This window comes from Aeromicrobium sp. MLTX1 (assembly GCF_046452335.1).
In the GTDB taxonomy this organism is placed as follows: domain Bacteria; phylum Actinomycetota; class Actinomycetes; order Propionibacteriales; family Nocardioidaceae; genus Aeromicrobium.
The window spans coordinates 455,789-477,258 of record NZ_JBKFDN010000001.1; the positions used below are offsets into that span (position 1 = coordinate 455,789).

General features: G+C 72.2%; 24 protein-coding genes. 10 read left to right on the forward strand and 14 right to left on the reverse strand.

The annotated features are described in order from the left end of the window. Nucleotides 1–4 precede the first annotated feature (4 nt). Nucleotides 5–475, forward strand: coding sequence for a 2-C-methyl-D-erythritol 2,4-cyclodiphosphate synthase (gene ispF, locus ACK99Q_RS02125; RefSeq protein ID WP_410184593.1), 471 nt, complete (start codon nucleotides 5–7; stop codon nucleotides 473–475). Between the two features lie 7 nt (nucleotides 476–482). Here ispF and ACK99Q_RS02130 read toward each other — a convergent pair whose 3' ends face one another. After that, on the reverse strand, nucleotides 483–1,667 hold the full coding sequence (locus ACK99Q_RS02130) for an oxygenase MpaB family protein (RefSeq protein WP_410184594.1): 1,185 nt from the start codon (nucleotides 1,665–1,667) through the stop codon (nucleotides 483–485). A gap of 44 nt (nucleotides 1,668–1,711) precedes the next feature. Here ACK99Q_RS02130 and ACK99Q_RS02135 point away from each other — a divergent pair, with 44 nt between their 5' ends. Beyond that, a complete protein-coding gene (locus ACK99Q_RS02135) occupies nucleotides 1,712–2,308 on the forward strand; it encodes a TetR/AcrR family transcriptional regulator (protein WP_410184595.1) in 597 nt (198 codons plus the stop codon). A 58-nt stretch (nucleotides 2,309–2,366) separates the two neighbouring features. Here ACK99Q_RS02135 and ACK99Q_RS02140 read toward each other — a convergent pair whose 3' ends face one another. Further along, entirely contained in the window at nucleotides 2,367–2,852 is a 486-nt protein-coding gene (locus ACK99Q_RS02140) for a CarD family transcriptional regulator (RefSeq protein WP_179426552.1), read from the reverse strand. 93 nt (nucleotides 2,853–2,945) lie between these two features. On the opposite strand from ACK99Q_RS02140, the gene ACK99Q_RS02145 reads away from it, so the two are divergent. Continuing rightward, nucleotides 2,946–3,518, forward strand: coding sequence for a hypothetical protein (locus ACK99Q_RS02145; protein ID WP_410184596.1), 573 nt, complete (start codon nucleotides 2,946–2,948; stop codon nucleotides 3,516–3,518). 60 nt (nucleotides 3,519–3,578) lie between these two features. On the opposite strand, the gene phoU is transcribed toward ACK99Q_RS02145, so the two are convergent. Then, a complete protein-coding gene (gene phoU, locus ACK99Q_RS02150; protein WP_410184597.1) occupies nucleotides 3,579–4,226 on the reverse strand; it encodes a phosphate signaling complex protein PhoU in 648 nt (215 codons plus the stop codon). Nucleotides 4,227–4,359: 133 nt separating this feature from the next. On the opposite strand from phoU, the gene ACK99Q_RS02155 reads away from it, so the two are divergent. Next, nucleotides 4,360–5,493: a sensor histidine kinase gene (locus ACK99Q_RS02155; RefSeq protein ID WP_410184598.1), complete on the forward strand. Its 1,134-nt coding sequence runs from the start codon at nucleotides 4,360–4,362 to the stop codon at nucleotides 5,491–5,493. Next, nucleotides 5,490–6,167 (forward strand): response regulator, encoded by a 678-nt coding sequence (locus ACK99Q_RS02160; RefSeq protein WP_410184599.1) that lies wholly within the window; start codon nucleotides 5,490–5,492, stop codon nucleotides 6,165–6,167. The genes ACK99Q_RS02155 and ACK99Q_RS02160 overlap by 4 nt, the downstream gene beginning before the upstream one ends. A 79-nt stretch (nucleotides 6,168–6,246) precedes the next feature. Here the strand turns inward: ACK99Q_RS02160 and ACK99Q_RS02165 are convergent, their stop codons facing one another. The 4 genes from ACK99Q_RS02165 to mshA are packed head-to-tail and all read right to left on the reverse strand — an operon-like array spanning nucleotide 6,247 to nucleotide 9,338. Further along, a complete protein-coding gene (locus tag ACK99Q_RS02165; RefSeq protein ID WP_410184600.1) occupies nucleotides 6,247–6,990 on the reverse strand; it encodes a phosphoglyceromutase in 744 nt (247 codons plus the stop codon). A 34-nt stretch (nucleotides 6,991–7,024) separates the two neighbouring features. After that, the gene (locus tag ACK99Q_RS02170) at nucleotides 7,025–7,597 is read right to left on the reverse strand and encodes a DsbA family protein (RefSeq protein ID WP_410184601.1); all 573 of its coding nucleotides are present in this window, start codon (nucleotides 7,595–7,597) and stop codon (nucleotides 7,025–7,027) included. 32 nt (nucleotides 7,598–7,629) lie between these two features. Continuing rightward, on the reverse strand, nucleotides 7,630–8,115 hold the full coding sequence (locus tag ACK99Q_RS02175; protein WP_410184602.1) for a YbjN domain-containing protein: 486 nt from the start codon (nucleotides 8,113–8,115) through the stop codon (nucleotides 7,630–7,632). After that, the gene (mshA, locus tag ACK99Q_RS02180) at nucleotides 8,112–9,338 is read right to left on the reverse strand and encodes a D-inositol-3-phosphate glycosyltransferase (RefSeq protein ID WP_410184603.1); all 1,227 of its coding nucleotides are present in this window, start codon (nucleotides 9,336–9,338) and stop codon (nucleotides 8,112–8,114) included. Before mshA ends, ACK99Q_RS02175 begins: the two co-directional genes overlap by 4 nt. Before the next feature lie 26 nt (nucleotides 9,339–9,364). Here mshA and ACK99Q_RS02185 point away from each other — a divergent pair, with 26 nt between their 5' ends. After that, entirely contained in the window at nucleotides 9,365–10,105 is a 741-nt protein-coding gene (locus ACK99Q_RS02185) for an SDR family NAD(P)-dependent oxidoreductase (protein WP_410184604.1), read from the forward strand. 20 nt (nucleotides 10,106–10,125) lie between these two features. Here the strand turns inward: ACK99Q_RS02185 and ACK99Q_RS02190 are convergent, their stop codons facing one another. Both ACK99Q_RS02190 and ACK99Q_RS02195 read right to left on the reverse strand, forming a co-directional pair. Then, the gene (locus ACK99Q_RS02190) at nucleotides 10,126–10,989 is read right to left on the reverse strand and encodes a hypothetical protein (RefSeq protein WP_410184605.1); all 864 of its coding nucleotides are present in this window, start codon (nucleotides 10,987–10,989) and stop codon (nucleotides 10,126–10,128) included. Nucleotides 10,990–11,060: 71 nt separating this feature from the next. Next, a complete protein-coding gene (locus ACK99Q_RS02195; protein WP_410184606.1) occupies nucleotides 11,061–11,954 on the reverse strand; it encodes a sterol desaturase family protein in 894 nt (297 codons plus the stop codon). 42 nt (nucleotides 11,955–11,996) lie between these two features. Between ACK99Q_RS02195 and ACK99Q_RS02200 the strand changes: the two genes are divergently transcribed. Both ACK99Q_RS02200 and ACK99Q_RS02205 read left to right on the forward strand, forming a co-directional pair. Beyond that, nucleotides 11,997–12,818, forward strand: coding sequence for an SDR family NAD(P)-dependent oxidoreductase (locus tag ACK99Q_RS02200; RefSeq protein WP_410184607.1), 822 nt, complete (start codon nucleotides 11,997–11,999; stop codon nucleotides 12,816–12,818). A gap of 87 nt (nucleotides 12,819–12,905) precedes the next feature. After that, on the forward strand, nucleotides 12,906–13,982 hold the full coding sequence (locus tag ACK99Q_RS02205) for a Glu/Leu/Phe/Val dehydrogenase dimerization domain-containing protein (RefSeq protein WP_410184608.1): 1,077 nt from the start codon (nucleotides 12,906–12,908) through the stop codon (nucleotides 13,980–13,982). A 27-nt stretch (nucleotides 13,983–14,009) separates the two neighbouring features. On the opposite strand, the gene ACK99Q_RS02210 is transcribed toward ACK99Q_RS02205, so the two are convergent. From ACK99Q_RS02210 to ACK99Q_RS02225, 4 genes are read right to left on the reverse strand one after another with little or no spacing between them, the layout of a single operon-like run. After that, nucleotides 14,010–14,729: a TSUP family transporter gene (locus ACK99Q_RS02210; RefSeq protein WP_410184609.1), complete on the reverse strand. Its 720-nt coding sequence runs from the start codon at nucleotides 14,727–14,729 to the stop codon at nucleotides 14,010–14,012. Next, nucleotides 14,726–16,081, reverse strand: coding sequence for an MFS transporter (locus ACK99Q_RS02215; RefSeq protein WP_410184610.1), 1,356 nt, complete (start codon nucleotides 16,079–16,081; stop codon nucleotides 14,726–14,728). The genes ACK99Q_RS02210 and ACK99Q_RS02215 overlap by 4 nt, the downstream gene beginning before the upstream one ends. Continuing rightward, nucleotides 16,078–16,932: an SDR family NAD(P)-dependent oxidoreductase gene (locus ACK99Q_RS02220; protein WP_410184611.1), complete on the reverse strand. Its 855-nt coding sequence runs from the start codon at nucleotides 16,930–16,932 to the stop codon at nucleotides 16,078–16,080. Before ACK99Q_RS02220 ends, ACK99Q_RS02215 begins: the two co-directional genes overlap by 4 nt. After that, the gene (locus ACK99Q_RS02225) at nucleotides 16,929–18,278 is read right to left on the reverse strand and encodes a flavin-containing monooxygenase (RefSeq protein ID WP_410184612.1); all 1,350 of its coding nucleotides are present in this window, start codon (nucleotides 18,276–18,278) and stop codon (nucleotides 16,929–16,931) included. The genes ACK99Q_RS02220 and ACK99Q_RS02225 overlap by 4 nt, the downstream gene beginning before the upstream one ends. 136 nt (nucleotides 18,279–18,414) lie before the next feature. Here ACK99Q_RS02225 and ACK99Q_RS02230 point away from each other — a divergent pair, with 136 nt between their 5' ends. Together ACK99Q_RS02230 and ACK99Q_RS02235 are read left to right on the forward strand one after the other, a co-directional pair. Beyond that, nucleotides 18,415–19,047, forward strand: coding sequence for a TetR/AcrR family transcriptional regulator (locus ACK99Q_RS02230; RefSeq protein ID WP_410184613.1), 633 nt, complete (start codon nucleotides 18,415–18,417; stop codon nucleotides 19,045–19,047). Nucleotides 19,048–19,080: 33 nt separating this feature from the next. Further along, a complete protein-coding gene (locus tag ACK99Q_RS02235; protein WP_410184614.1) occupies nucleotides 19,081–21,132 on the forward strand; it encodes an MMPL family transporter in 2,052 nt (683 codons plus the stop codon). A 97-nt stretch (nucleotides 21,133–21,229) separates the two neighbouring features. Here ACK99Q_RS02235 and ACK99Q_RS02240 read toward each other — a convergent pair whose 3' ends face one another. Then, a complete protein-coding gene (locus tag ACK99Q_RS02240) occupies nucleotides 21,230–21,406 on the reverse strand; it encodes a DUF3073 domain-containing protein (RefSeq protein ID WP_179426583.1) in 177 nt (58 codons plus the stop codon). Nucleotides 21,407–21,470: the final 64 nt, after the last annotated feature.

The following is a 21,470-nucleotide window of genomic DNA, read 5'->3' on the forward strand; positions in this document are numbered from 1 at the left end:
AGGCGTGAGCGCTCCCCGGGTCGGCATCGGAACCGACGTCCACCAGCTCGTCGACGGCCGTCCCCTGTGGGTGGCGGGCCTGCACTGGCCCGATGCCCCGCGCGGGCTCGAGGGTCACTCCGACGGCGACTGCGTCGCGCACGCCATGGTCGACGCCGTGATGACCGCGGCCGGCCTGGGTGACATCGGCAGTCGCTTCGGCACGGCCGACCCGCGCTACGCGGGCGCCTCGGGCACCGAGTTCCTGCGGGCCACCGCCGACCTCGTCCGCGAGGCCGGCCTCTCGGTCGGCAACGTGAGCGTGCAGCTGATCGGCAACGAGCCGCGCCTCTCCGGACGTCGCGACGAGGCCACCCACGTGCTCTCCGAGGCCATCGGCGCCCCGGTCTCGCTCTCGGGCACCACCACCGACGGCCTCGGCCTCACCGGCCGCGGCGAGGGCATCGCCGCCATCGCCGTCGCCCTCGTCCTCTAGGAAGTATTCAGGTCGGGAGGTCGGCCACGGCGCGGTCGTCGGACGCGTAGTACTCCGCGAGGATCCGCTGGGCCACGCGGGCGCCGCCGTCCTCGAGGCGCTCGCGGCCGCCCGGCAGCCGCCCCAGCACCCGGTGCCGCGCGCTGTTGGCGACCCACAGCATCGCGTGCGCCCACGGCGGACGCCACGGCAGCCCCAGCTCGCGCATGCTCTCGCGCCCGAGGAACAGGCTGAGCATGCTGAGGGTGCGCTCGGTCTTCCAGCGGCCGTGCGGCAGCTCGCCGAGCACCGAGATGATGTCCTGCGAGAGCCGCGGCCCGGCCTCGGTGATCGTGTCCTGGGCCAGCACCACGTGGTAGTTGATCCGCTGGCGCTCACGCTCGGAGTCCACGAGCCACTGCTCGTCCACGCCCATGAGCCAGCCCACGTACTTCCACAGGTGCATCACGGCGTCGGAGTCGCGTCGGCTCACCGGCACCCCGAGCGCCTTCACGCCGATCAGGACCGTGCCGTCGAAGAGGCCGAGCGTGCCGGCCTGGTCGGCCTGGTTGATCGGCAGGCCCCACCGCTCGGTGTCCCAGCGCGACTCGAAGGTGTGGTTCACGAGCGCGTGCATCGCGCGGACGTGCGCCGTCGTGCGCCAGCCCTCACCGTGCACCGCGAGGCCGCCGGGCGTGGTCACCGCGACCGCCCACGACTGCGTCTCGGCCAGCCGGCGACGGGTGGACGACCCCGCGAGCGCGCCCGTCGCCACCAACAGGTCCGGCGGTCCACCGAACCGGTAGCCGCCGATCAGCGAGAGCTGGAGCAGCACGTCGGCGGCGTTGCGCCCGAACCGGCGGAACACCCGCGCGCCCTCGTCGACCAGGTCGCGGTCGAGCCACGGCGGATCCTGCTGCAGGGTGCTCACGAACTCGGCCAGCGCGGCGGGCGTCGCGTCGTCCACCCCGTGCTCGAGCGCGGCGCGGAACTGCGCCATCGAGACCTTCTCGGGGTCGCCGGCCGGCAGCCGCATCGCCGCGGCCAGGCGCGCGCCCAGCTCGTCGCGCTCGGTGAACCCCCGGCCAATCCTCGCCATGAGGCCCTCGTCGACCTCGCGGACCCCGGCGAGCGTCTTCAGCACCCGCCCCAACCGCACATTGCGCTGTCCCCCGGCGCGAAATCGCGTGGGCGGGACCTGGACCGTCGTCATGGGACCACCGTGACACGAGCATTTGCTCGCATACAATTCGCGTCATGGCCCTGAGGAAGCTGCCGCGGCAGCAGCGCTCGCGCGAGATGGTGGACCGGATCGTCGCGTCGGCTCGCGACGTGCTCGTGGCGGACGGCTACGACCGGCTCACCACGAACCGCGTCGCGGACCGCGCCGAGGTCAGCCCCGGCTCGCTCTACCAGTACTTCCCGGACAAGGCCTCGATCGTCGAGGAGGTCACGTCTCGCTACGTCGACCGGCTGGCCGAGGACGTCGTGGCCTCGCTCGTCGACCACGTGCACGAGGACCCCGAGGCGATGGCCCGCGCCACGGCCGAGGCGCTGCTGTCGGCGCTCGAGCGCGACCCCACGCTCCTGCGCGTGGTCTGGGAGGAGCTGCCCGCCGCACGGCACCTCGACGACCGCCTCGGCCTCGAGCGGCGCGTGCGCGACGTGCTGCGCGCCTACCTCGGCGGCCGGCAGGCCCCGGCGGCGCGGCGCCGCGACCCCGCGCGCTCCTCGTGGCTGATCGTGCTGGCGGTGGAGTCGCTGGCCGTGCGCTTCGTGCTGGACGAGGATCCGCCGCTGACCCGCGACGAGCTCGTGGACGACCTGGTCGCCCTCGGCCTCGCCTGGTGGTGAGGTGCCCACCACGCACGAACGCCCGGCCGGAGCCGGGCGTTCGTGGTGCTGCTGGTGATCAGGAGGCGAGGACCTCGTCGAGACGAATCTCGGCCTTGTCCTCGTTCGTGTTCTCGGCGAGCGCGAGCTCGGAGACGAGGATCTGGCGAGCCTTCGCCAGCATCCGCTTCTCACCGGCCGAGAGGCCACGCTCGTGGTCGCGGCGCCAGAGGTCGCGCACGACCTCGGCCACCTTCAGGACGTCTCCGGAGTGCAGCTTCTCCAGGTTCGCCTTGTAACGTCGGGACCAGTTGGTGGGCTCCTCGACGTGCTCCGCACGGAGCACGCTGAAGACCCGCTCGAGACCGGCCTCGTCGACCACGTCTCGCACCCCCACCAGGTCGACGTTGTCGGCCGGCACACGTACGACCAAATCGTTCTGAGCGATGATCCGGAGGACGAGGTACGTGCGGTCCTCACCCTTGATGTTCCGGACCTCGATGTCTTCGATCACCGCAGCACCGTGGTTGGGGTACACAACGGTTTCGCCGACAGAGAAAGCCATGGAGAAAGCACCTTTCCTAGGTGACCAGAATAACATGCGCAGTGGAGTACCCTGCCTGCCTTCGTCCACGGTGGGCCCCGATACCATGCCAGCGTGAGCACACGTCGTCGCACCATCGCCGCCATCGCCCTGGCCGTCTCCGCCCCGTTCGCGCTCTCCGCCTGCGGTACGAGCTTCGGCGCCCAGACGAACCAGCAGTACCAGGCCGGAGTCGGCGCGAACCTGCGCACCGGCCCGATCGGGGTCTACAACGGCCTCTTCGTCGACAACGGCGACGGCACGGCCACCTTCTCCGGCGGGCTGCTGTCCGGCGAGGCGCAGACCATCGAGACGGTCACCGTCGACGGCGCCGCGAAGAAGCTCGCGCGCCCCATCTCGCTGGAGCCGAACGCCCTCCTCACGCTGGGCGCGGCGGGCGAGATCGTGGTCCGCAGCGACATCGCGGCCGGCGACTACGTCACCATCAGCTTCGCCGCGACGCCCGGCGGCGACGTGAGCATCGAGGTCCCGGTCGTCACCCGCACCGAGATGTACTCCGACGTCGCGAAGCGCCCCGCCGCCAGCGGTGAGGCGCAGGCCCCCCAGGAGGAGGAGTCCGCTCCCGCCGAGGGCGACCAGGGCCAGTCCGACACCGAGCAGGGCGACACCTCCCCCAGCGGCAGCTGAGACTCCCCCACACGACGAGAAGGGCCCCGGCGATCGCCGGGGCCCTTTCGCGTGCGGTCGTCAGGCGACGGGCAGCTCGCCCGTGACGAGGTAGACGACGCGGCGGGCCATGCTGACGGCGTGGTCGCCGACGCGCTCGTAGTAGCGGCCCAGCAGCGCGAGGTCGATCGCGGTGTCGACGCCGTACTCCCACGTGCCGTCGAGCAGGACGCGGAACAGCTCCTGGCGGAGGCGGTCCATCTCGTCGTCCTCGACCTCCAGCTCGGCCGCGGCGTCGAGGTCGCGCTCCGACACGATCCGCGCGGCCGACCCGATCATCGAGTGGGCCACGAGCGCCATGTCGCGGATGAGCGGCTGCACCGGCAGCGGCACGGCCATCTCCGGCGCGCGGCGCCGCGCGATCTTGGAGACGTGGACCGCCAGCGCGCTCATGCGCTGCAGATCGGCCACCATCCGCAGGGTCGAGACCAGCTGGCGCAGGTCGGTGGCGACGGGCTGCTGGGTCGCGAGCAGGACGAGTGCCCGCTCCTCGACCTCGTCGATGGCCTCGTCGATCGCTCGCTCGCCGGCGATCACGGTCTCGGCGGTGGCGATGTCGGTGTCGAGCAGGGCCCGGGTGGCGTCGGCCACGGCGGCTCGCACCCCGTCGGTGATGATGACGAGCTCGTCGACGATGAGGTCGAGCTGCTCGTAGTACTGGTCGCGCATGGGTCGACCGTAGGCGTGCTGCGTGAATGATCGGCGACCTGCGGTGAACGGGCGGTGAACGCCAGCGGAAAGCGTGCCTTCAGGGCCTGCCGCGATGGCGGTCCGGGCGGACGGTCGGCCTACGATCGGTCTCGTGGAGGTCTCAGAGATCCTGGCCGGTGCCGCCGGCATCGTGCTCGGCGCCGTCATCACCTACGTGTGGTGGTTCTCCGAGCGATCCCAGGAGGCCGCCCCTCCCGCCCCCGTCCCGGCCGTGCCGCCGGACATCGCCACCGTGCTGTCGGTGCTGCGCTCGTCCGCGCTCGTGCTCGACCAGGAGGAGCGCGTGCTGCGCGCGTCCGCCGCCGCGATCGGCCTGGGCCTGGTGACCGACGACGACCGGCTGCGCAGCGACGAGCTGCTCGACCTCATCCGCCTGGTCCGCCGCGACGGCGAGGTGCGCGAGGACGAGTTCGAGATCCGCATCCGACGCCGGCCGCCGGTCTACGTGCGCGCCCGCGTCGCCCCGCTGTCCCACGGGCTGATGCTCGCGCTGGTCGAGGACCGCACCACCGAGCAGCGCGTCGAGACCCTCCGCCGCGACTTCGTGGCGAACGTCAGCCACGAGCTGAAGACCCCGATCGGCGCGATCAGCCTGCTGGCCGAGGCCGTGGGCGAGGCCCGCGACGATCCCGAGGCCGTCGTGCGCTTCGCGTCGCGCATGCAGTCCGAGAGCGAGCGCCTGACGCGCCTCGTGCAGCAGATCATCGACCTCTCGCGCCTGCAGGCCGACCTCGGCAGCGACGACGCGGCCGTGATCAAGGTGGGCGAGCTCGTCGCCGAGGCGGTCGAGCACTCGCACACCGACGCCGAGGCGAAGTCGATCACGATCTCGCAGGACGTCCAGCCCGACCTGTTCGTCCAGGGCGACCGGGCCCAGCTGCACGCGGCCGTCAGCAACCTCGTCGAGAACGCCGTCACCTACAGTCCCGAGGGCTCGGTCGTCGCCGTGGGCGCGACCGGCGAGGGCGAGGACGTCCGCATCACCGTGTCCGACCACGGCGTGGGCATCGCGCCGGAGGAGCAGGACCGGATCTTCGAGCGGTTCTACCGGGTCGACCCGGCGCGCGCCCGCGCCACCGGGGGCACCGGTCTGGGACTGTCGATCGTCAAGCATGTCGCCGCCGGCAACGGCGGCTCCGTCGAGGTCTGGAGTGAGCCGGGCCTCGGATCGTCCTTCACGCTGGTGCTGCCGGCGCGGGACGTCGATGAAGGAGAGCGCGAGTGACCAAGGTCCTGATCGTCGAGGACGAGGCCAGCTACAGCGAGGCCCTGTCCTACGTCCTGCGCAAGGAGGGGTACGACGTCGCCGTCGCCGAGACCGGCCCGGACGCGCTGACCGCCTTCGAGCGCGGCGGTGCCGACATCGTGCTGCTGGACCTCATGCTGCCGGGCCTGTCCGGCACCGAGGTGTGCCGCACGATCCGCCAGACCTCGTCGGTGCCGATCATCATGGTCAGCGCGAAGGACACCGAGGTCGACAAGGTGGTGGGGCTCGAGCTGGGCGCCGACGACTACGTCACCAAGCCGTACTCGCCGCGCGAGCTGGTGGCGCGCATCCGCGCGGTGCTGCGCCGCGGGGCGCCCGAGGAGGTCGACGACGACAGCGTCATCGAGGTGGGCGGCGTGCGGATGGACGTCGACCGCCACCTCGTCACGGTCGACGGCGGCGAGGTGCGCCTGCCGCTCAAGGAGTTCGAGCTGCTCGAGTACTTCCTGCGCAACAGCGGCCGCGTGCTGACCCGCGGCCAGCTGATCGACCGCGTGTGGGGCGCCGACTACGTGGGCGACACCAAGACGCTCGACGTCCACGTGAAGCGCCTGCGCGCCAAGATCGAGGACGACCCCGCCCACCCCACGGTCCTGACGACCGTGCGCGGCCTGGGCTACAAGTACGCCTAGACCTGCGGGAGAGCGCTGGGCGTGACGTTTCCGGGCCGAGAACCTCGTTTCGACCCCGCGAACGTCACTGCCAGCGTTCTCAGCGACCCTGGTTGGCGACCGCGGCGATCGCGGCCGCGGCGGCCTCGGGGTCGAGGTACTGGCCGCCGCGCTGGGTGGGCTTGAGGTCGTCGTCGAGCTCGTAGACGAGCGGGATGCCGGTGGGGATGTTGAGGCCGACGACCTCGTCCTCGCCGAGCCCGTCGAGGTGCTTCACGAGTGCGCGCAGCGAGTTGCCGTGCGCCGTGACGAGCACCGTCTTGTCGTCGCGCAGGTCGGGCACGATCTGGTCGTACCAGTACGGCAGCATCCGCACGAGCACGTCGGCCAGGCACTCGGTGCGCGGCAGCAGCTCGCTGGGCAGGTCGGCGTAGCGGGCGTCGCCGGCCTGGCTGAACTCGGAGTCGTCGTCGAGCGCCGGCGGCGGCGTGGAGTACGAGCGGCGCCACGTCATGAACTGCTCCTCGCCGAACTCCTCGAGGGTGGCCTTCTTGTCCTTGCCCTGGAGGGCGCCGTAGTGGCGCTCGTTCAGGCGCCAGCTGCGCTTGACGGGGATCCAGTGGCGGTCGATGCCGTTGAGCGTGATCTCGGCGGTGCGGATCGCGCGGCGCAGCAGCGAGGTGTGCGAGACCTCGGGCAGGATGCCCGCGTCGTTCAGCAGCTGGGGCGCGCGGAGCGCCTCCTGGACGCCCTGCTCGTTGAGGTCGACGTCGACCCATCCGGTGAACAGGTTGAGGGCGTTCCACTCGCTGTGACCATGACGCAGCAGGACCAAGGTGCTCATGCCGACAGTCTAGTGCCGGGTGCGGGACCCCGGCTCAGGGCTGCGCGCTGATGGACTGCAGCGCGCGCAGGTAGTCGTCCTGCGAGTGCACGCCCGCGAGCGTGTAGCGGGCGTCGACCACGACGAACGGCGACGCCTCGGCGCCGATCGCACGGGCGGTCTCGCGCTGCTCGTCGACCTCGGCGCGCAGCTCATCGCTGGCCAGCAGCGCCTCGGACGTCTCGAGGTCGAGGCCCACGAGCGCGGCCCGGCCGGCCAGGATGAAGTCGTCGGACACGTCGGCGCTCTCGAGGAAGTGCGCACGCCACAGCTGGTGCAGCAGCTCGCGCTGGATCTCCGAGCCCGACTCCTCGGCCCACGTGAGCAGCCGCCACGCGTCGGTGGAGTCGGCCGGGACGACCTCGTCCACGTTGAGGTCGATGCCGGTGATGCGCGCGGCCGCGGCGACGTCGTCGGCCGTGCTCCCGGCACCGAAGGACGCCGCACGGTAGGAGACGTCGATCGGCTCGCCGGTCAGGATCGTGTAGAGGGCAGCGGCCCGCTCGAAGCGCACCGCGCCCACGTACGACCAGGCGTCGACGACGTCGGCGAAGACGATGGCTTTCACGCCGACCACGCTACGGGACGGGCCCCGGGAGCTCAGTCCTGCGGGCGCAGGTGGCGGAAGGCGTCGAGGTTGCGCGTGGACTCGCCGCGCGACTCGCGCCAGCGCCACTCCTTGCGGATGCTCGACGCGAAGCCCAGCTCGAGGATCGTGTTGAACGACTCGTCGGCGTAGGACAGCACCGAGCCCAGCAGCCGGTCGAGCTCGTCGGCCGTCACGGCCTCCAGCGGCAGCCGGCCGTCGAGGTAGATGTCCCCCGCGGAGTCGACCGCGAACGCGACGCCGTAGAGCTTGAGGTTGCGCTCCAGCATCCAGCGGTAGACGGCCTCGTGGTTCTCGTCGGGGTGACGCGCGACGAACGCGTGCACGCCGAGCGCGTGCTGGTTGACCTCGAGCCGGCACGTGGTCTTGAGCTTGCGCTCGCCCGGCAGCTCGACCTCGAACACGTCCCGGCCGTGCCGCGTGTACTCCAGCCCGGCCTCGTCGAGCGCGGCCACGATCACGTCGCGGACGTCGGTCATCCTGCCTCCTCCTGGGCCGCCGCGCGATCACGCAGGGCGGCGGCGTAGACGTCGAGGGTGCGCTCCGCGGTGACGTCCCAGCCGAACGACTCCGCGTGGCGCACCGCCTTGGCACCAGCCTCGGCCCGGAAGGCCCGGTCCGCCAGGTAGGGGCGGATCGCCGCGGCGTAGGCGGCCGGGTCGTGGCCGTCGACGAGGGTGCCGGTGACGCCGTCCGCGACCGCCGTGGTGAGGCCGCCCACGGCCGCGGCCACGACGGGCGTGCCGCAGGCCTGCGCCTCGATGGCGACGAGCCCGAAGGACTCGTTGTGCGACGGGACGCACACGACGGCGGCCCGCGAGTACCACTGGGCGAGCTCGGCCTGGCTGACCGTGGGGACGAAGTCGACGCGGTCGGCGATGCCGAGGCGGTGGGCGAGGTCGGTGAGCTCGGTGGGGCGCTCCAGGCCGCTGCCCGAGGGCCCGCCGATGATGGCGACCCGGTGCGGCTCGTCGATCAGGGCCGACGCGTGCAGGACGACGTCGGGCGCCTTGAGCGGCTGGATGCGGCCGGCGAAGACGATCAGCGGCGGCTCGTCGTCGGGCCGCGACGCGCTGAAGACGTCGAGGTCGACGCCGGGGTGGACGACCTCGACCGCGAGCGGGTCGGCCTCGTACAGGTCGATCAGCTCGCGGCGCTCCTCGGCCGTGTTGGCGATGAGGCGGTCGGCGAGGCGCACGATCTCCTCCTCGCCGGCGACGCGGCCGACGGGCTCGGGGGTGTCCCCCGTGGCCAGCGCCGCGTTCTTGACCTTGGCCATGGTGTGCATCGAGTGCACGAGCGGCACGCCCCAGCGCTCGCGCAGGACGGTGCCGACCTGGCCGGAGAGCCAGTAGTGCGAGTGGACGAGGTCGAAGTAGCCGGGCTCGTGCCAGGCCTCGACGCGCAGCACGTCGCGCACGAACGCGCACAGCTGGCTGGGCAGGTCGCCCTTCGTCAGTCCCTCGAACGGGCCCGCGGCCACGTGGTGCACGCGGATGCCGTCGGCGGCCTCGACGACCGGGGGCAGGTGGCGCGACGTGGCGCGGGTGAAGACCTCGACCTCGATGCCGCGGGCGGCGAGCCGCCGCGAGAGCTCGAGGACGTAGACGTTCATGCCGCCCGCGTCGCCCGTGCCCGGCTGGTCGAGCGGGGAGGTGTGCGCCGACAGCATCGCGACACGTCGGATCCCTCGGGCAGCCATGAGTTCCATTCTGGCACGCTGTCCCCATGCCCACCGCCGTCGTCACCGGAGCCAGCAGCGGGATCGGCGAGGCCACGGCCCGCGCCCTGTCGGCCGCCGGGTTCACCGTCCTCGCCGCCGCCCGTCGCCGCGACCGCATCGAGCGGCTCGCCGAGGAGATCGGCGCGATCGCCCTGCCCTGCGACATCACCGACCCCGACGACGTGGCCCGCCTGGCCGACGCGGTCGGCGACCGGCTCGACCTGCTGGTCAACAACGCCGGCGGCGCGAAGGGCATGGTCGACGTCACCGACGCCGACCTCGACGACTGGCGCTGGATGTACGAGACCAACGTCCTCGGCACCGTCGCGGTGACCAAGGCGCTCGCGCCCGCACTCATCAACTCCGGCGCCGGCACGATCATCAACGTGGGCTCCACGGCCGGCCGCGTCGCCTACGAGGGCGGCGGCGGCTACACCGCGGCCAAGCACGCGCTCGCCGTGGTCACCGAGACGCTGCGGCTCGAGCTCAACGGCCAGCCGGTGCGGATCAGCGAGATCGCGCCGGGCATGGTCAAGACCGAGGAGTTCAGCCTCACCCGCTTCGAGGGCGACGTCGCCCGCGCCGAGGCCGTCTACGCGGGCGTCGACGAGCCGCTGCTCGCGCAGGACATCGCCGACGCCATCACGTGGGTGGCCACGCGCCCGCCGCACGTGGACATCGACCTCATGGTCATCAAGCCCGTCGCGCAGGCCGCGCAGCACAAGGTGCACCGCCGGCCCCAGTAGGCCGGGGCCGGCGACACACGTCAGTCCGAGGCGGGCGTGTCCGCGCTCGCCGGGTTGTCCGGGGTGGCCGACGGCGTCGCGGGCGAGGCGGCCGGCGCGGCGGCCTTCGTCGCCTTCCGCGCGGCGGTCTTGCGACCCTGGGCGCTCGTGCGCTTCGCCGTGGAGGTGGCGCCGGCCTTCTTCGCCGGGGCCTTCTTCGCGGTGGTGGTCTTCGCCGCCGGCGCCTTCTTCGCCGTCGTCGCCGTCGTGGCCTTCTTCGCCGTCGTCGCCTTCTTGGCGGTCGTCGCCTTCTTGGCGGTCGTCGCCTTCTTGGCGGTGGTCTTCCTCGCCGTGGTCTTCTTCGCGACGGGCGTGACCTCGGCGGCGGGGGCCGTGCCGGGGACCTCCGCGTCCACCGGGCCGCTCGCGTCGGAGGCGGCCAGCGCCTCGCCGGCGAAGGAGGTGGTCTCGTCGGCCTCGGTGGCCGTCGACGGCAGGTCGGCCTTCGCAGGAGCCTTCTTCGTCGTCTTCTTCGCCGCCTTCTTGGCGGGCGACGTCGTGGTGCTGCGGGCGGCCGATCCGAGGGGGTCGCCGTGCGCGGCCTCCACCGGGGAGTCGGCGGGTCGCGAGGGCTCGGCCGGCGGGGTGGTGGGCTCGGCCGGCGGCGGCGTCGCGCCGGAGCCGGGCTTGACCACGTCGGGCGCCAGGCGCGCCACCATCGCGGTGAGGTCGGCGATCTGCTTCGCCGTGGTCTCGCGCACCTGCGCCAGCTCCTCGCGGACCTTCTTGATCTCGGACGAGGTGGACTTGGTCGCCGCCTTGCGGACCTTCTTCAGCTCACCGCGGAGGTCGTTGATCGTGGAGATCGTCTCGCGGAGCTTCTTCTCGACCTTGCTCGTGGCCATCGGGGATCCTCTCGGTGGTGCGGAGTCGGTGCTGCCAGCCTAGGAGGATCGGGGCTCACCCGCCCGCCGCGTCAGTGCGTGCCGGCCTCGGTGCGCCCGCGGTCGATCGAGCCGTCGGGCTTCCACCCGGGCGGCCCGAGCACGTAGCCCACGCGCTCGCGCCACGAGGACGCCGCGCGGACGTCGGCGGCCATCTTGCGGTAGTCGCCGTACTGCAGCGTCAGCAGGTTGTACGTCTCGACCGGGTGCGTGAGGCCGTAGCGCGGCCGGTGCAGCTCGGCCTGGAACGTGCCGAACAGCCGGTCCCAGACGATGAGGATGCCGCCGTAGTTCTTGTCGAGGTACTCCGGGTCCGAGCCGTGGTGCACGCGGTGGTGCGAGGGCGTGTTGAACACCCACTCGATCGGCCGCGGCAGCTTCCCGACGACCTCGGTGTGCACGAAGAACTGGTAGATGAGGTTGATCGCGAACGCGGCGAACAGGGTCCACGGCGCGAAGCCCAGGAGCGGCAGCGGCAGCCAGAAGAAGAACTCGAACCACGGGTTCCACTTCTGCCGCAGCGCGGTGCCGAAGTTCATGAACTCGCTGGAGTGGTGGGCCTGATGACCGGCCCAGCCGATCCGCACGCGGTGGCTGAAGCGGTGGTGCCAGTAGTAGCAGAAGTCCAGCCCCACGATCAGGGCCGGCCAGTACCACCACGCGCTCGTGTCGAGCTCGAACAACGCGAAGTGCGCGAACACGAAGACGAACGCGAAGAAGGTGATGATCTTGAAGACCGTGAGGAACAGGATCGAGCCGACGCCCATCGAGATCGAGGTGCGCGCGTCCTTGAGGGCGTAGCCGGTGACGTTGTCGTCGTGGTCGAGCCACTTCAGCGCCGCCAGCTCGATCGCGATGCTCAGCAGGAAGAACGGCACCGCGTACGTCAGCGGGTTCTTCATCGGGTCCAGGAGTTCGGCCAGCACCCCACCACGATACGCCGTCTCCTGTGACTACGATCACAGCCCATGGGCATCGATCCGGCGGGTCAGGTCATCGTCATCACGGGGTCCTCGAGCGGGATCGGCGCCGCGGCCGCGCACCGGCTCGCGGCACGGGGCGCGACGGTGTGCCTGCTGGCCCGTCGCGCCGACGAGCTGGCCGCCGTCGCCGAGGCGGTCCGGGGCTCCGGAGGCGACGCGCACGCCTACCCGGTCGACCTCACGGACGGCGACGCCGCGCGCGAGGTCGTCGGGCGGATCCTGGCCGAGCACGGTCGCATCGACGTGCTCGTGAACAACGCCGCGCGCTCCATCCGGCGGCCGATCACCGACTCGCTCGACCGCCTCCACGACCACGAGCGCGTCATGGCGATCAACTACTTCGCGGCCGTGCGGCTCATCTCACTCGTGCTGCCGTCGATGCTCGAGCAGGGTCGCGGGCACGTCACGATCAGCTCCACGCTCTCGACCCAGGTGCCGATCCCGCTGTTCTCGGCCTACCTGGCCAGCAAGAGCGCGCTCGAGTCCTACCTGCGGTCGCTGTCGGCCGAGCTGGGCCACCGCGGCATCACGACGACCGTCGTGCACTTCCCGATGGTGCGCACCGAGATGTCCGGCGGCACCGAGATCTATCGCGCGATGCGGATGATGGGCCCGGACGAGGCGAGCCGCTGGATCGAGCGCGCCGTCGTGTCGCGACCGTCGCGGGTGACGAGCGCTTTCGGCGTCGCCGGCGAGACCTCGATGGCGCTGCTGCCCGGCGTCGTCACGCGGGCGACGGCGCCGTTCTTCCGGCGCATGGACCGCAACCTCGCCCGTCGTGCCGCCGCCGGGGACGTGCACGAGTAACGTGGGTCACAGCGGCCACCACCCCCGGCCGCGCACCAACCACACCGTCAGGCCGGCACCACCCCCGCCGACCCAGGAAGAGGGAACATGAGCACGCCCAGCAGCTTCGGCACCCACCACGAGCAAGTGGTCTTCTGTCACGACGAGGCCTCCGGACTCCGGGCGATCATCGCCCTCTACTCCACGGCTCTCGGGCCCGGCCTGGGCGGCACCCGCTTCTTCCCGTACGCCAGCGAGACCGACGCGCTCGCCGACGTCCTCAACCTCAGCCAGGGCATGGCCTACAAGAACGCGCTCGCCGGGCTCGACCTCGGGGGCGGCAAGGCCGTCATCATCGGCGACCCTCACACCGACAAGTCCGAGGCCCTCCTGCGCGCCTACGGCCGCTTCGTGCAGACCCTCAACGGCCGCTACTTCACCGCGTGCGACGTGGGCACCTACTCCGCCGACATGGACGTCATCGCCCGCGAGTGCGACTACGTCACGGGCCGCACGGTCGACCACGGCGGCGCCGGCGACTCCAGCGTCCTGACCGCCTTCGGCGTCTACCAGGGCATGCGCGCGGCCGCCCGGTTCACGTGGGGCGACACGTCGCTGGCGGGCAAGCGGGTCGGCATCGCCGGCGTCGGCAAGGTCGGCCGCCACCTCACCGAGCACCTCGTCGAGGAGGACGCCCGCGTGGTCGTCACCGACATCGACGCCGAGGCCGTGGCCCGCCTGCGCGACCGCTTCCCGTCCCTCGAGGTCGTCGGCTCCACCGACGAGCTGATCGCCGCCGACCTCGACGTCTACGCGCCGTGCGCGCTCGGCGGCGCCCTGAACGAGGCCTCCGTCGAGGCGCTGACGGCGAAGGTCGTCGCCGGAGCCGCCAACAACCAGCTCGCGCACGACGGCATCGGCAAGCTCGTGGCCGACCGGGGCATCGTCTACGCGCCCGACTACTGCGTGAACTCCGGCGGCGTCATCCAGGTCGCCGACGAGCTCGACCCGAGCGGCTTCTCCTTCGACCGCGCCAAGGCGCGTGCCACGGGCATCTTCGACACCACCCTGGCCGTGCTCGAGCGCTCCGCCGCCGAGGGCATCACCACGGCCGAGGCGGCCGACCGCCAGGCCGAGCAGCGGATCCGCGAGATCGGGCGGCTCGGCCAGATCCACCTGGGCTGAGCCGAGGCGGGGGCGGCGTGGGAGGGGTCACGCCCCGACCAGCAGGGCGACGCCTCCCACGGCGGAGACCCCGAGGATCGCCGCCCGGGCGCCGGCGGCCGAGAGTCGGGGCGCGAGGACCAGGCCGGCCAGCGTGCCCGCGGCGAGCGCCGCGAGCATCGGCCACGACGGCAGGACGAGTCCGACGACCAGGGCCGTCACGAGGTTCTGCACGATGAGGAAGGCGTGCAGAGTGCCGCGGGTCTCGGCCGGGGTCCACGTGGAGTTGGCCGCGTACAGGCCCACGGGCGGCCCGCCGACGCCGCCGACGACGTTCAGCCCCGCGCTCGCCAGCCCGGTGACCACCGCACCCACCGGACGACGCAGCCACGCCGAGCGCCAGCCCGAGCCGAGCATCGCGACGCCCACCACGACGCCGAGTCCGCCCGCGACCGCGAGCAGCCGATGGTCGACCGGCACCAGAGCCCATGCCACCACGGGCGTCGCGAGGAGCGTCGGCACGAGCAACCGCGCCGCGTCCGGCCGACGGGCGTGCTGCCCCTCGCGCACGAGCGGCAGCACCGACGAGCACGCCGCCAGCAGCACGACGAGCGCGACGCCCTCGCCGTGCCCGTGGGCCGCGATCAGCACGGGTGCCGCGACGAGCGAGAAGCCCATCCCCGTCGCGGCCTGCGCGAACGCCCCCGCGGCGATCGCGAGCAGCACGAGATCGCCGGACGACGGTCCGGCGACGAGCTCGGCGCTCACCCGACGCGCGCCGGGTCGAGCCGGTAGCGGCGCTGGAACACGATCGCCACGACCATGAGGGCCGCCGGGAGGACCGTGAAGCCCAGCAGCAGCGCCGCCATCGCCGAGTCCGGCTGCGTCACGTCGACGTCGGCCGTGCTGGAGACGAACCCGCCCAGCGCGAGCGCCGCGGAGTACAGGTACGGTCCTGCCGCGGTGCCGAGGGCCTCGGTCGCGGTCCACACGCCCGTGTACGCGCCGGCCTGCGAGTCGCCCTTCTCCTCCGCCGCCGCGACCGCGTCGGGAACCATCGAGAACGCGAAGAGCTGCAGGCCGGCGAACGCGAAGCCCATCACCGCCACGACCACCACGGACACCGCGACCTGGTCGAGCCAGGCACCGAGGGCCACGGCGAGCGAGCCCAGGACGAAGATCGTCTGCGACAGCAGCAGGCCGCGCTGCTTGCCGATCGTCCGCGAGGCCCTGAGCCACAGCGGACCGGCCAGCACGGCGGGCCCGAGGAAGCAGCCCATGAAGACGGCCGTCAGTCCGGCGCTGTCGAACACGTAGCGCGTGAAGTACGGCAGCGCCGCCATGAACAGGTGCGTCGTGGTGCCGGTGAACAGGTACGACAGCACCAGCATGCGGAAGTCGCGGTCGGCCCAGGCGACCCGGATGTCGTCGCGCGTCGAGTGACCCGCGGTCTCCGCGGGCGTGCGGGACCCGCAGGCCTCCGTCAGCCTGCGCACACCGCCGATCGCGACGATCGCCGAGACGATCATGACGACCGCCAGCACGGCGGCCATGGTCGTGTAGTCGTCGCGCTGCTCGCTGGCGACGAGCGCCGGGGCGGCGACGCCCGCACCGAGCAGGCCGACCGTGAGGAACAGCATCCGGAACATGAAGACCCGGGTCCGCTCGTGGTAGCCGATCCGCAGGTCCGACGGCGTGGTCAGGTACGGCACCTGGAACATCGCGAACAGCAGGTTGCCGACGACGTACCAGCCGCCGACCCACGCCGCCGCCGGCGCGCCCTCGAGGCCCGCGGGAACGGTGAACATCGCGACCATCGCGAAGCCGAGGGCGATGCCGCCGGTCATCATCCGGCGGCGGTGCCCGTGGGCGCGGGCCTGCCGGTCCGAGCGGGAGCCGATCAGCGGATGCACGACGACGTCGATGATCTTCGGCAGGAACAGCGTCAGGCCGGCCAGTGCGGCGGCGACGCCGAGGATGTCCGTGAGGAAGTAGAGCAGGAGCAGTCCGGGCACCGTGACCCACACGCCCATGCCGAACGAGCCGGACGCGTAGGCCGACAGTGCTCCCATCGGCGCACGGGTGCCGTCCTCGACGGGCAGCTCCTCACGGGCGCTCATCGGGCACCCGCCGTGTCACGGTGGCGGGCGACGACGCCGGCGGCCAGCTGCGCGCCGTCGAACGCACCGGCCGTGGCGCGGGCGGCCAGCGTGCGCAGCACGATCCGGTCCGTGACCTGCGGCAGGTGGCGGGCGAGGAGGAACTCGACCGCGCCCTTGCCCGTGGTGGTGATGTCGCGGCGCGGGCGGACGGAGAGCGCGGCGAGGTGGATCGCGTCGACGACGCCCTCGAGCGACTCGTACGTGCTCATGCCCTCCAGCGACAGGCCCGCCGCGGCGGTCGAGTCGTGGATCGGGCTCCGGACGGCCGAGGGGTACACGCACGTGACGCCGACGTGCGTGCCGAGCTCGAGCCGCAGCGCGTCCGCGTAGGCGACCATCGCCCGCTTCGAGGCGCCGTACGCCGCCGCCAGCGGCAGCTGCATGACCGCCATGCGCGAGGTCACCATCACGACGCGACCGCGGGCCTCGACGAGCGCTGCGACGCAGGCGGCCGTGATCCGCCACGTTCCCACGAGGTTGATCTCGAGCTGGCGTCGGACCTCGTCGCCGGGGGCGAGCTCGGCCGGGGCCGGGCCGCCGATCCCGGCATTGTTGACCAGCACGTCGAGGCCGCCCAGCAGCTCGAGTGCGCGGTCGACGCCCTGGGCCGCCGAGTCCTCGTCGGTGATGTCGCAGGCGACGACCTCGAACGGCTCGTCGCCGGTGGGCGCGACGTCGAGACCCACCACGACCGCGCCCTCGGACACGAGGCGGCGACCGAGCTCGCGGCCGAGCGTGCCCGACGCGCCCGTGATGAGCACGCGACGGCCGGCTGCGGGCCGACGGGACGTGAGGAACGAGAGCCTCATGCGCGGGCCTCCTGGCGGACGGGACGGAAGGTGGTGGCACCGCGGCCGGCGCGGGCGACGCCGGCGGCGATCTCCTTCGGCACGGCGGCGACGTACTGGTCGAAGTCGATGCGCATCATGGGCCGCTTCTGGCCCCACCGGGCGACGGCCGCGGCGTGCGCCGCCTCGACGACCGAGCGCTGCTCCGCGGGCTCCGGGAGGGCGTACCGGCCCGCGAGGTGCGCCGCGACGAGCTTGGCCTGCGCCTCGACGACGGGCAGCGCCGCACCGGTGGACTGCATGAGCCCCACGAACGCGAGGCCGGGATCCTCGAGGTGGAAGACCCGCTGGTACAGCGGCAGGCGCTCCGGGTCGGCGCCGATCCACCGCTCGCCCAGGAACGGGATGGTGACGCGGTAGCCCGTCGCCCACACGATGACGTCGACCTCGTCGGAGGTGCCGTCGGTGAAGTGCACGCGCGAGCCGTCGAAGCGCTCGATCCCGGGCCGAGCGACCACCTCCCCGTGCGTGACGCGGTGCAGGATCGTGTCGCTGATCGTGGGGTGGTTCTGGAACAGGCCGCCCGCGGGGGCGGGGAGACCGTAGGACTGAGGGGTGCCGACGGCCAGCCGCAGCATCGTCTCGGCGATCCTCTGGCGCACGCGCCACGGCAGGGCGGCGAGCACGGCTCCGGTCGCATCGGCGGGGCGGCCGAACAGGTACTTCGGCACGATGTGGACCCCGTGACGCGCCGAGAGCAGGACCGGCCCGCTGCCCACGTACGAGGCGTCGACCGCGATGTCCATCGCCGAGTTGCCCATCCCGACGACCATGACCCGCTTCCCGTCGAAGCGCGCGGCGCTGCGGTAGTCGTGCGCGTGCAGCTGCTCGCCGTCGAAGGTCCCCGGGTGCTCCGGCTCGGGCCAGCGCGGGTCCCAGTTGTGACCGTTCGCGACGACGACGGCGTCGAACACCTCGGTGGTCTCGGCGTCGCCCTCCCGGGACACCACGGTCCAGCCGGCCGTGCCGCGCTCGACCGACACGACCTCCGTCCCGAAGCGGATGCGCTCGATGACGCCGAACCGCTCCGCGTAGTCGGCGAGGTAGCCCGCGATCATCGCGGCGGACGGGTAGTCGGGCCAGTCGTCCGGCATCGGGAAGTCCGCGAACTCGGTGCGGCCCTTGCTCGTGTTGAGGTGCAGCGAGTCGTACGCGGGCGAGAGCCCGCTGGCGTTGCCCTGGACCCACAGACCTCCGGGCCGGTCGCCCAGCTCGAGCACCGTCACCTCCAGCCCCTCGTCCAGCAGTGACGTGGCGGCGGCGAGGCCGGCGGCTCCGGCGCCGACGACGGCGACGTGAAGGGGCATGTGCGTGTCCTTCCGAGGGTGTGACCGGAGTCTCGAATCGCCTCATTCAATCGCATGATGGAGAACGACGCAAGTACTTCTGACCTGCGCAAACGCGGTCCATCACCCGATGGAGCCATGCCGTAGGGTGACACCCATGACCGCCCCGTCGAGCCGTGAGCGCATCCTCGACGCCGCATCCCGGCTGTTCGCCGAGCGCGGGTACGACGCCACCAGCACGCGGGCGATCGCCGACGCCGTGGGCCTCAACATCGCCACGGTGGCCTATCACGTGGGCGGCAAGAGCGACCTGTACCGCGAGGTCATGCGGGCGGCCCATGAGGCACAGCGCGACTCCGTCGAGGCCGCGCTGTCCACGCTCCCGCGGGCGGACGGCAGCCCCCGGGCCGCCCGGGACGGACTGCACGCGTTCGTCGACGCGTACCTGCGGTTCTGCGTCACGCACCCCGAGGTCCCCGCCCTGTGGATGCGCCGCTGGCTCGCCGAGGGCGAGATGCTGTCCGAGCTCGAGGCGGAGTTCACCGGCCCCCTGGTCGAGCGGGTCGCCGACCACGTGCGGGCGCTGCTCGACCGCGCGGGAGTCACGACCGACGCCGACCTCGACCTGCTCGTCTACACGATCGTGTGGACCACGCACGCGTTCAGCCGCGCCGGCGTCGTCGACTCCGCCGGACGGCGGTCCGACCCGACCGAGAGCGTCACCTTCGAGCGATTCCGACGCCACCTGCACGACGTCGTCGACGGCGCCCTGTCGCTGTCGGGTGGCTGAGCCGAATCTTGTTAGACCGTCTAGCCTTCTATCGTGAATCGCCGCGCTGCACGGACCTTTCCGCTCGCCCACCTCGTGGGTCCCCGACGTTCCCTCGTGGTCGTACTGCTGGGACTGATCGTCTCCGGCCTCGTCATGGCCTTCGCGCCGGAGCCGACCTCCGGCAACGAGGCCGGCTCGAACCTCCCCGACTCCGCCGAGGCCTCGCGCGCCGCGGCGCTGCTCGAGCAGCTGCCCGAGGCCGACGAGTCCCCCGCGATCGTCGTCTACTCGCGCGACGGCGGCCTGTCTCCGCAGGACCTCCAGGCGCTGGGCGAGCGCGCCCAGACCCTGGGCTCCGAGCTCGACCTCCAGGCCAGCCCGCCCGTGCCGTCGGAGGACGGCGCCGCCGCGATCGTCGCGATCCCGGTGAAGTCAGGCCTGAGCAACGACGAGAACGCCGAGCTGGTCGACCGCATCCGCGAGGTCGCGAAGCAGGACCTGCCCGACGGCGTCACGGCCGAGGTGACCGGCGCCCCCGCCGTCCAGGCGGATCTCGGGGCCGTGTTCGACGGCGCCGACGTGCGCCTGCTCGCCGTCACCGCCGCCGTCGTCGCGGTGCTGCTGATCGTCACCTACCGCAGCCCGTGGCTGTGGCTCGTGCCCCTCACCGTGATCGGGGTCGGCGACCGCGTGGCCGCAAAGGTGCTCGAGGGCGCCTCCGGCCTCTTCGACTTCGAGATCGACGGCTCGATCACCGGCATCACGTCGGTCCTGGTCTTCGGCGCGGGCACGAACTACGCGCTGCTGCTGATCGCCCGCTACCGCGAGGAGCTGCGCCGTCACGAGTCGCGCCACGAGGCGATGCGGACCGCCGTCGGCGGCGCCGCTCCGGCCATCCTGTCGAGCTCGGGCACCGTGATCCTGGCGCTGCTGTCGCTGCTGATCGCCGACTCCCCGTTCGTCAGCGGCATCGGCTTGGCCGGTGCCATCGGCCTGGTCATCGCGGTCGCCTTCGCGCTGCTGATCCTGCCGTCGGCGATGGTGCTGCCGGGCCGCTGGCTGTTCTGGCCGTTCGTCCCGCGCAACGGCGACCCCGACCCCAGCGAGCGCGGCTGGTGGTACCGCGTCGGCAGGACCGTCACGGCGCGCCCGTGGCCCGTCGCGATCGCCTCCATCGCCGTGCTCGGCGCCATGGCCGCCGGGGCGCTGACCCTCTCGACCGGCCTCGGCCAGAGCGAGCAGTTCCTCGACACGCCCGAGTCCATCCAGGCGCAGGAGACGCTGCAGGACGCGTTCCCCGCCGGCATCTCGGCGCCCACCACCGTGGCGACCAGCCCCGACAGGGTCGAGGACGTCACGGCCGCCGCGAGCCAGGTCGCGGGCGTCGAGAGCGCCCGCCCGGCCGGCGCCTCCGACGAGGTTGCCGAGGTCCAGGTCGTGCTCTCGGTCGCACCCGAGAGCGAGCAGGCCCTCACCACGATCGAGGACCTCCGCAGCGCCGTGAAGGACGCCGACCCCGACGCCCTCGTCGGGGGACCGGACGCCCAGGCGCTCGACGAGGCCCAGACCGCCGCCGACGACCGCCTCAAGGTCATCCCGATCGTGCTGGCGATCGTCCTGCTGATGCTGCTGATCCTGCTGCGCTCGGTCGTGGCCGCGGTGGTGCTGTGTGCGACCACCGTACTGTCCTACCTGTCGGCGCTCGGCGTCGGCTGGCTGCTGTTCGACCACGTCCTCGGCTGGTCCGCGATGGACGTGAGCACGCCGCTGCTCGCCTTCATCTTCCTGGTCGCCCTCGGCGTGGACTACAACATCTTCCTCACCGCACGGGCGCGCGAGGAGATGGCCGTGTCGCACGACGCCACCGACTCGATCGTCAAGGCGCTCGCGGTCACCGGCGGTGTCATCACGAGTGCCGGCGTCCTGCTGGCCGCCGTGTTCACCGTGCTGGGCGTGCTGCCGCTCGTGCTGCTGGCACAGCTCGGCGTCGTCGTCGGCTTCGGCGTGCTGCTGGACACGGTGCTGGTGCGCGGTGTCGCGACGCCGGCACTGGTGGCCCTGTGCGGCCGCCGGTTCTGGTGGCCCAGCCAGCTGTCCCGCTGAGGGACCAGCACCGAGACCCGTGGGGCACGCAGGTGCCCCACGGGTGACGATTCGGTGGGTTCCGCCCGGAGGCGGGGAGAGACGTCTGCCCTACCGCTCAACTGGCGGCAGGGCCTCCCAGTTTCTTGGCGAGATCAGCGTACTGATCCGGGATGGGATCCCCGGACTCTCCGTGAAGTTCTCGTTCGAGATCATTGAAGTCAGTGTCCAATGTCCGATACTTGAGATCGCGAGCGACCTTGGTCTGCTTCGCTTTGGCACGGCCGCGGCCCATGGGCTCGACCCCCTCGCACTCAGTGGTCCAGTATGTCGTGGTACCAGCGTACCCAAACACTCCC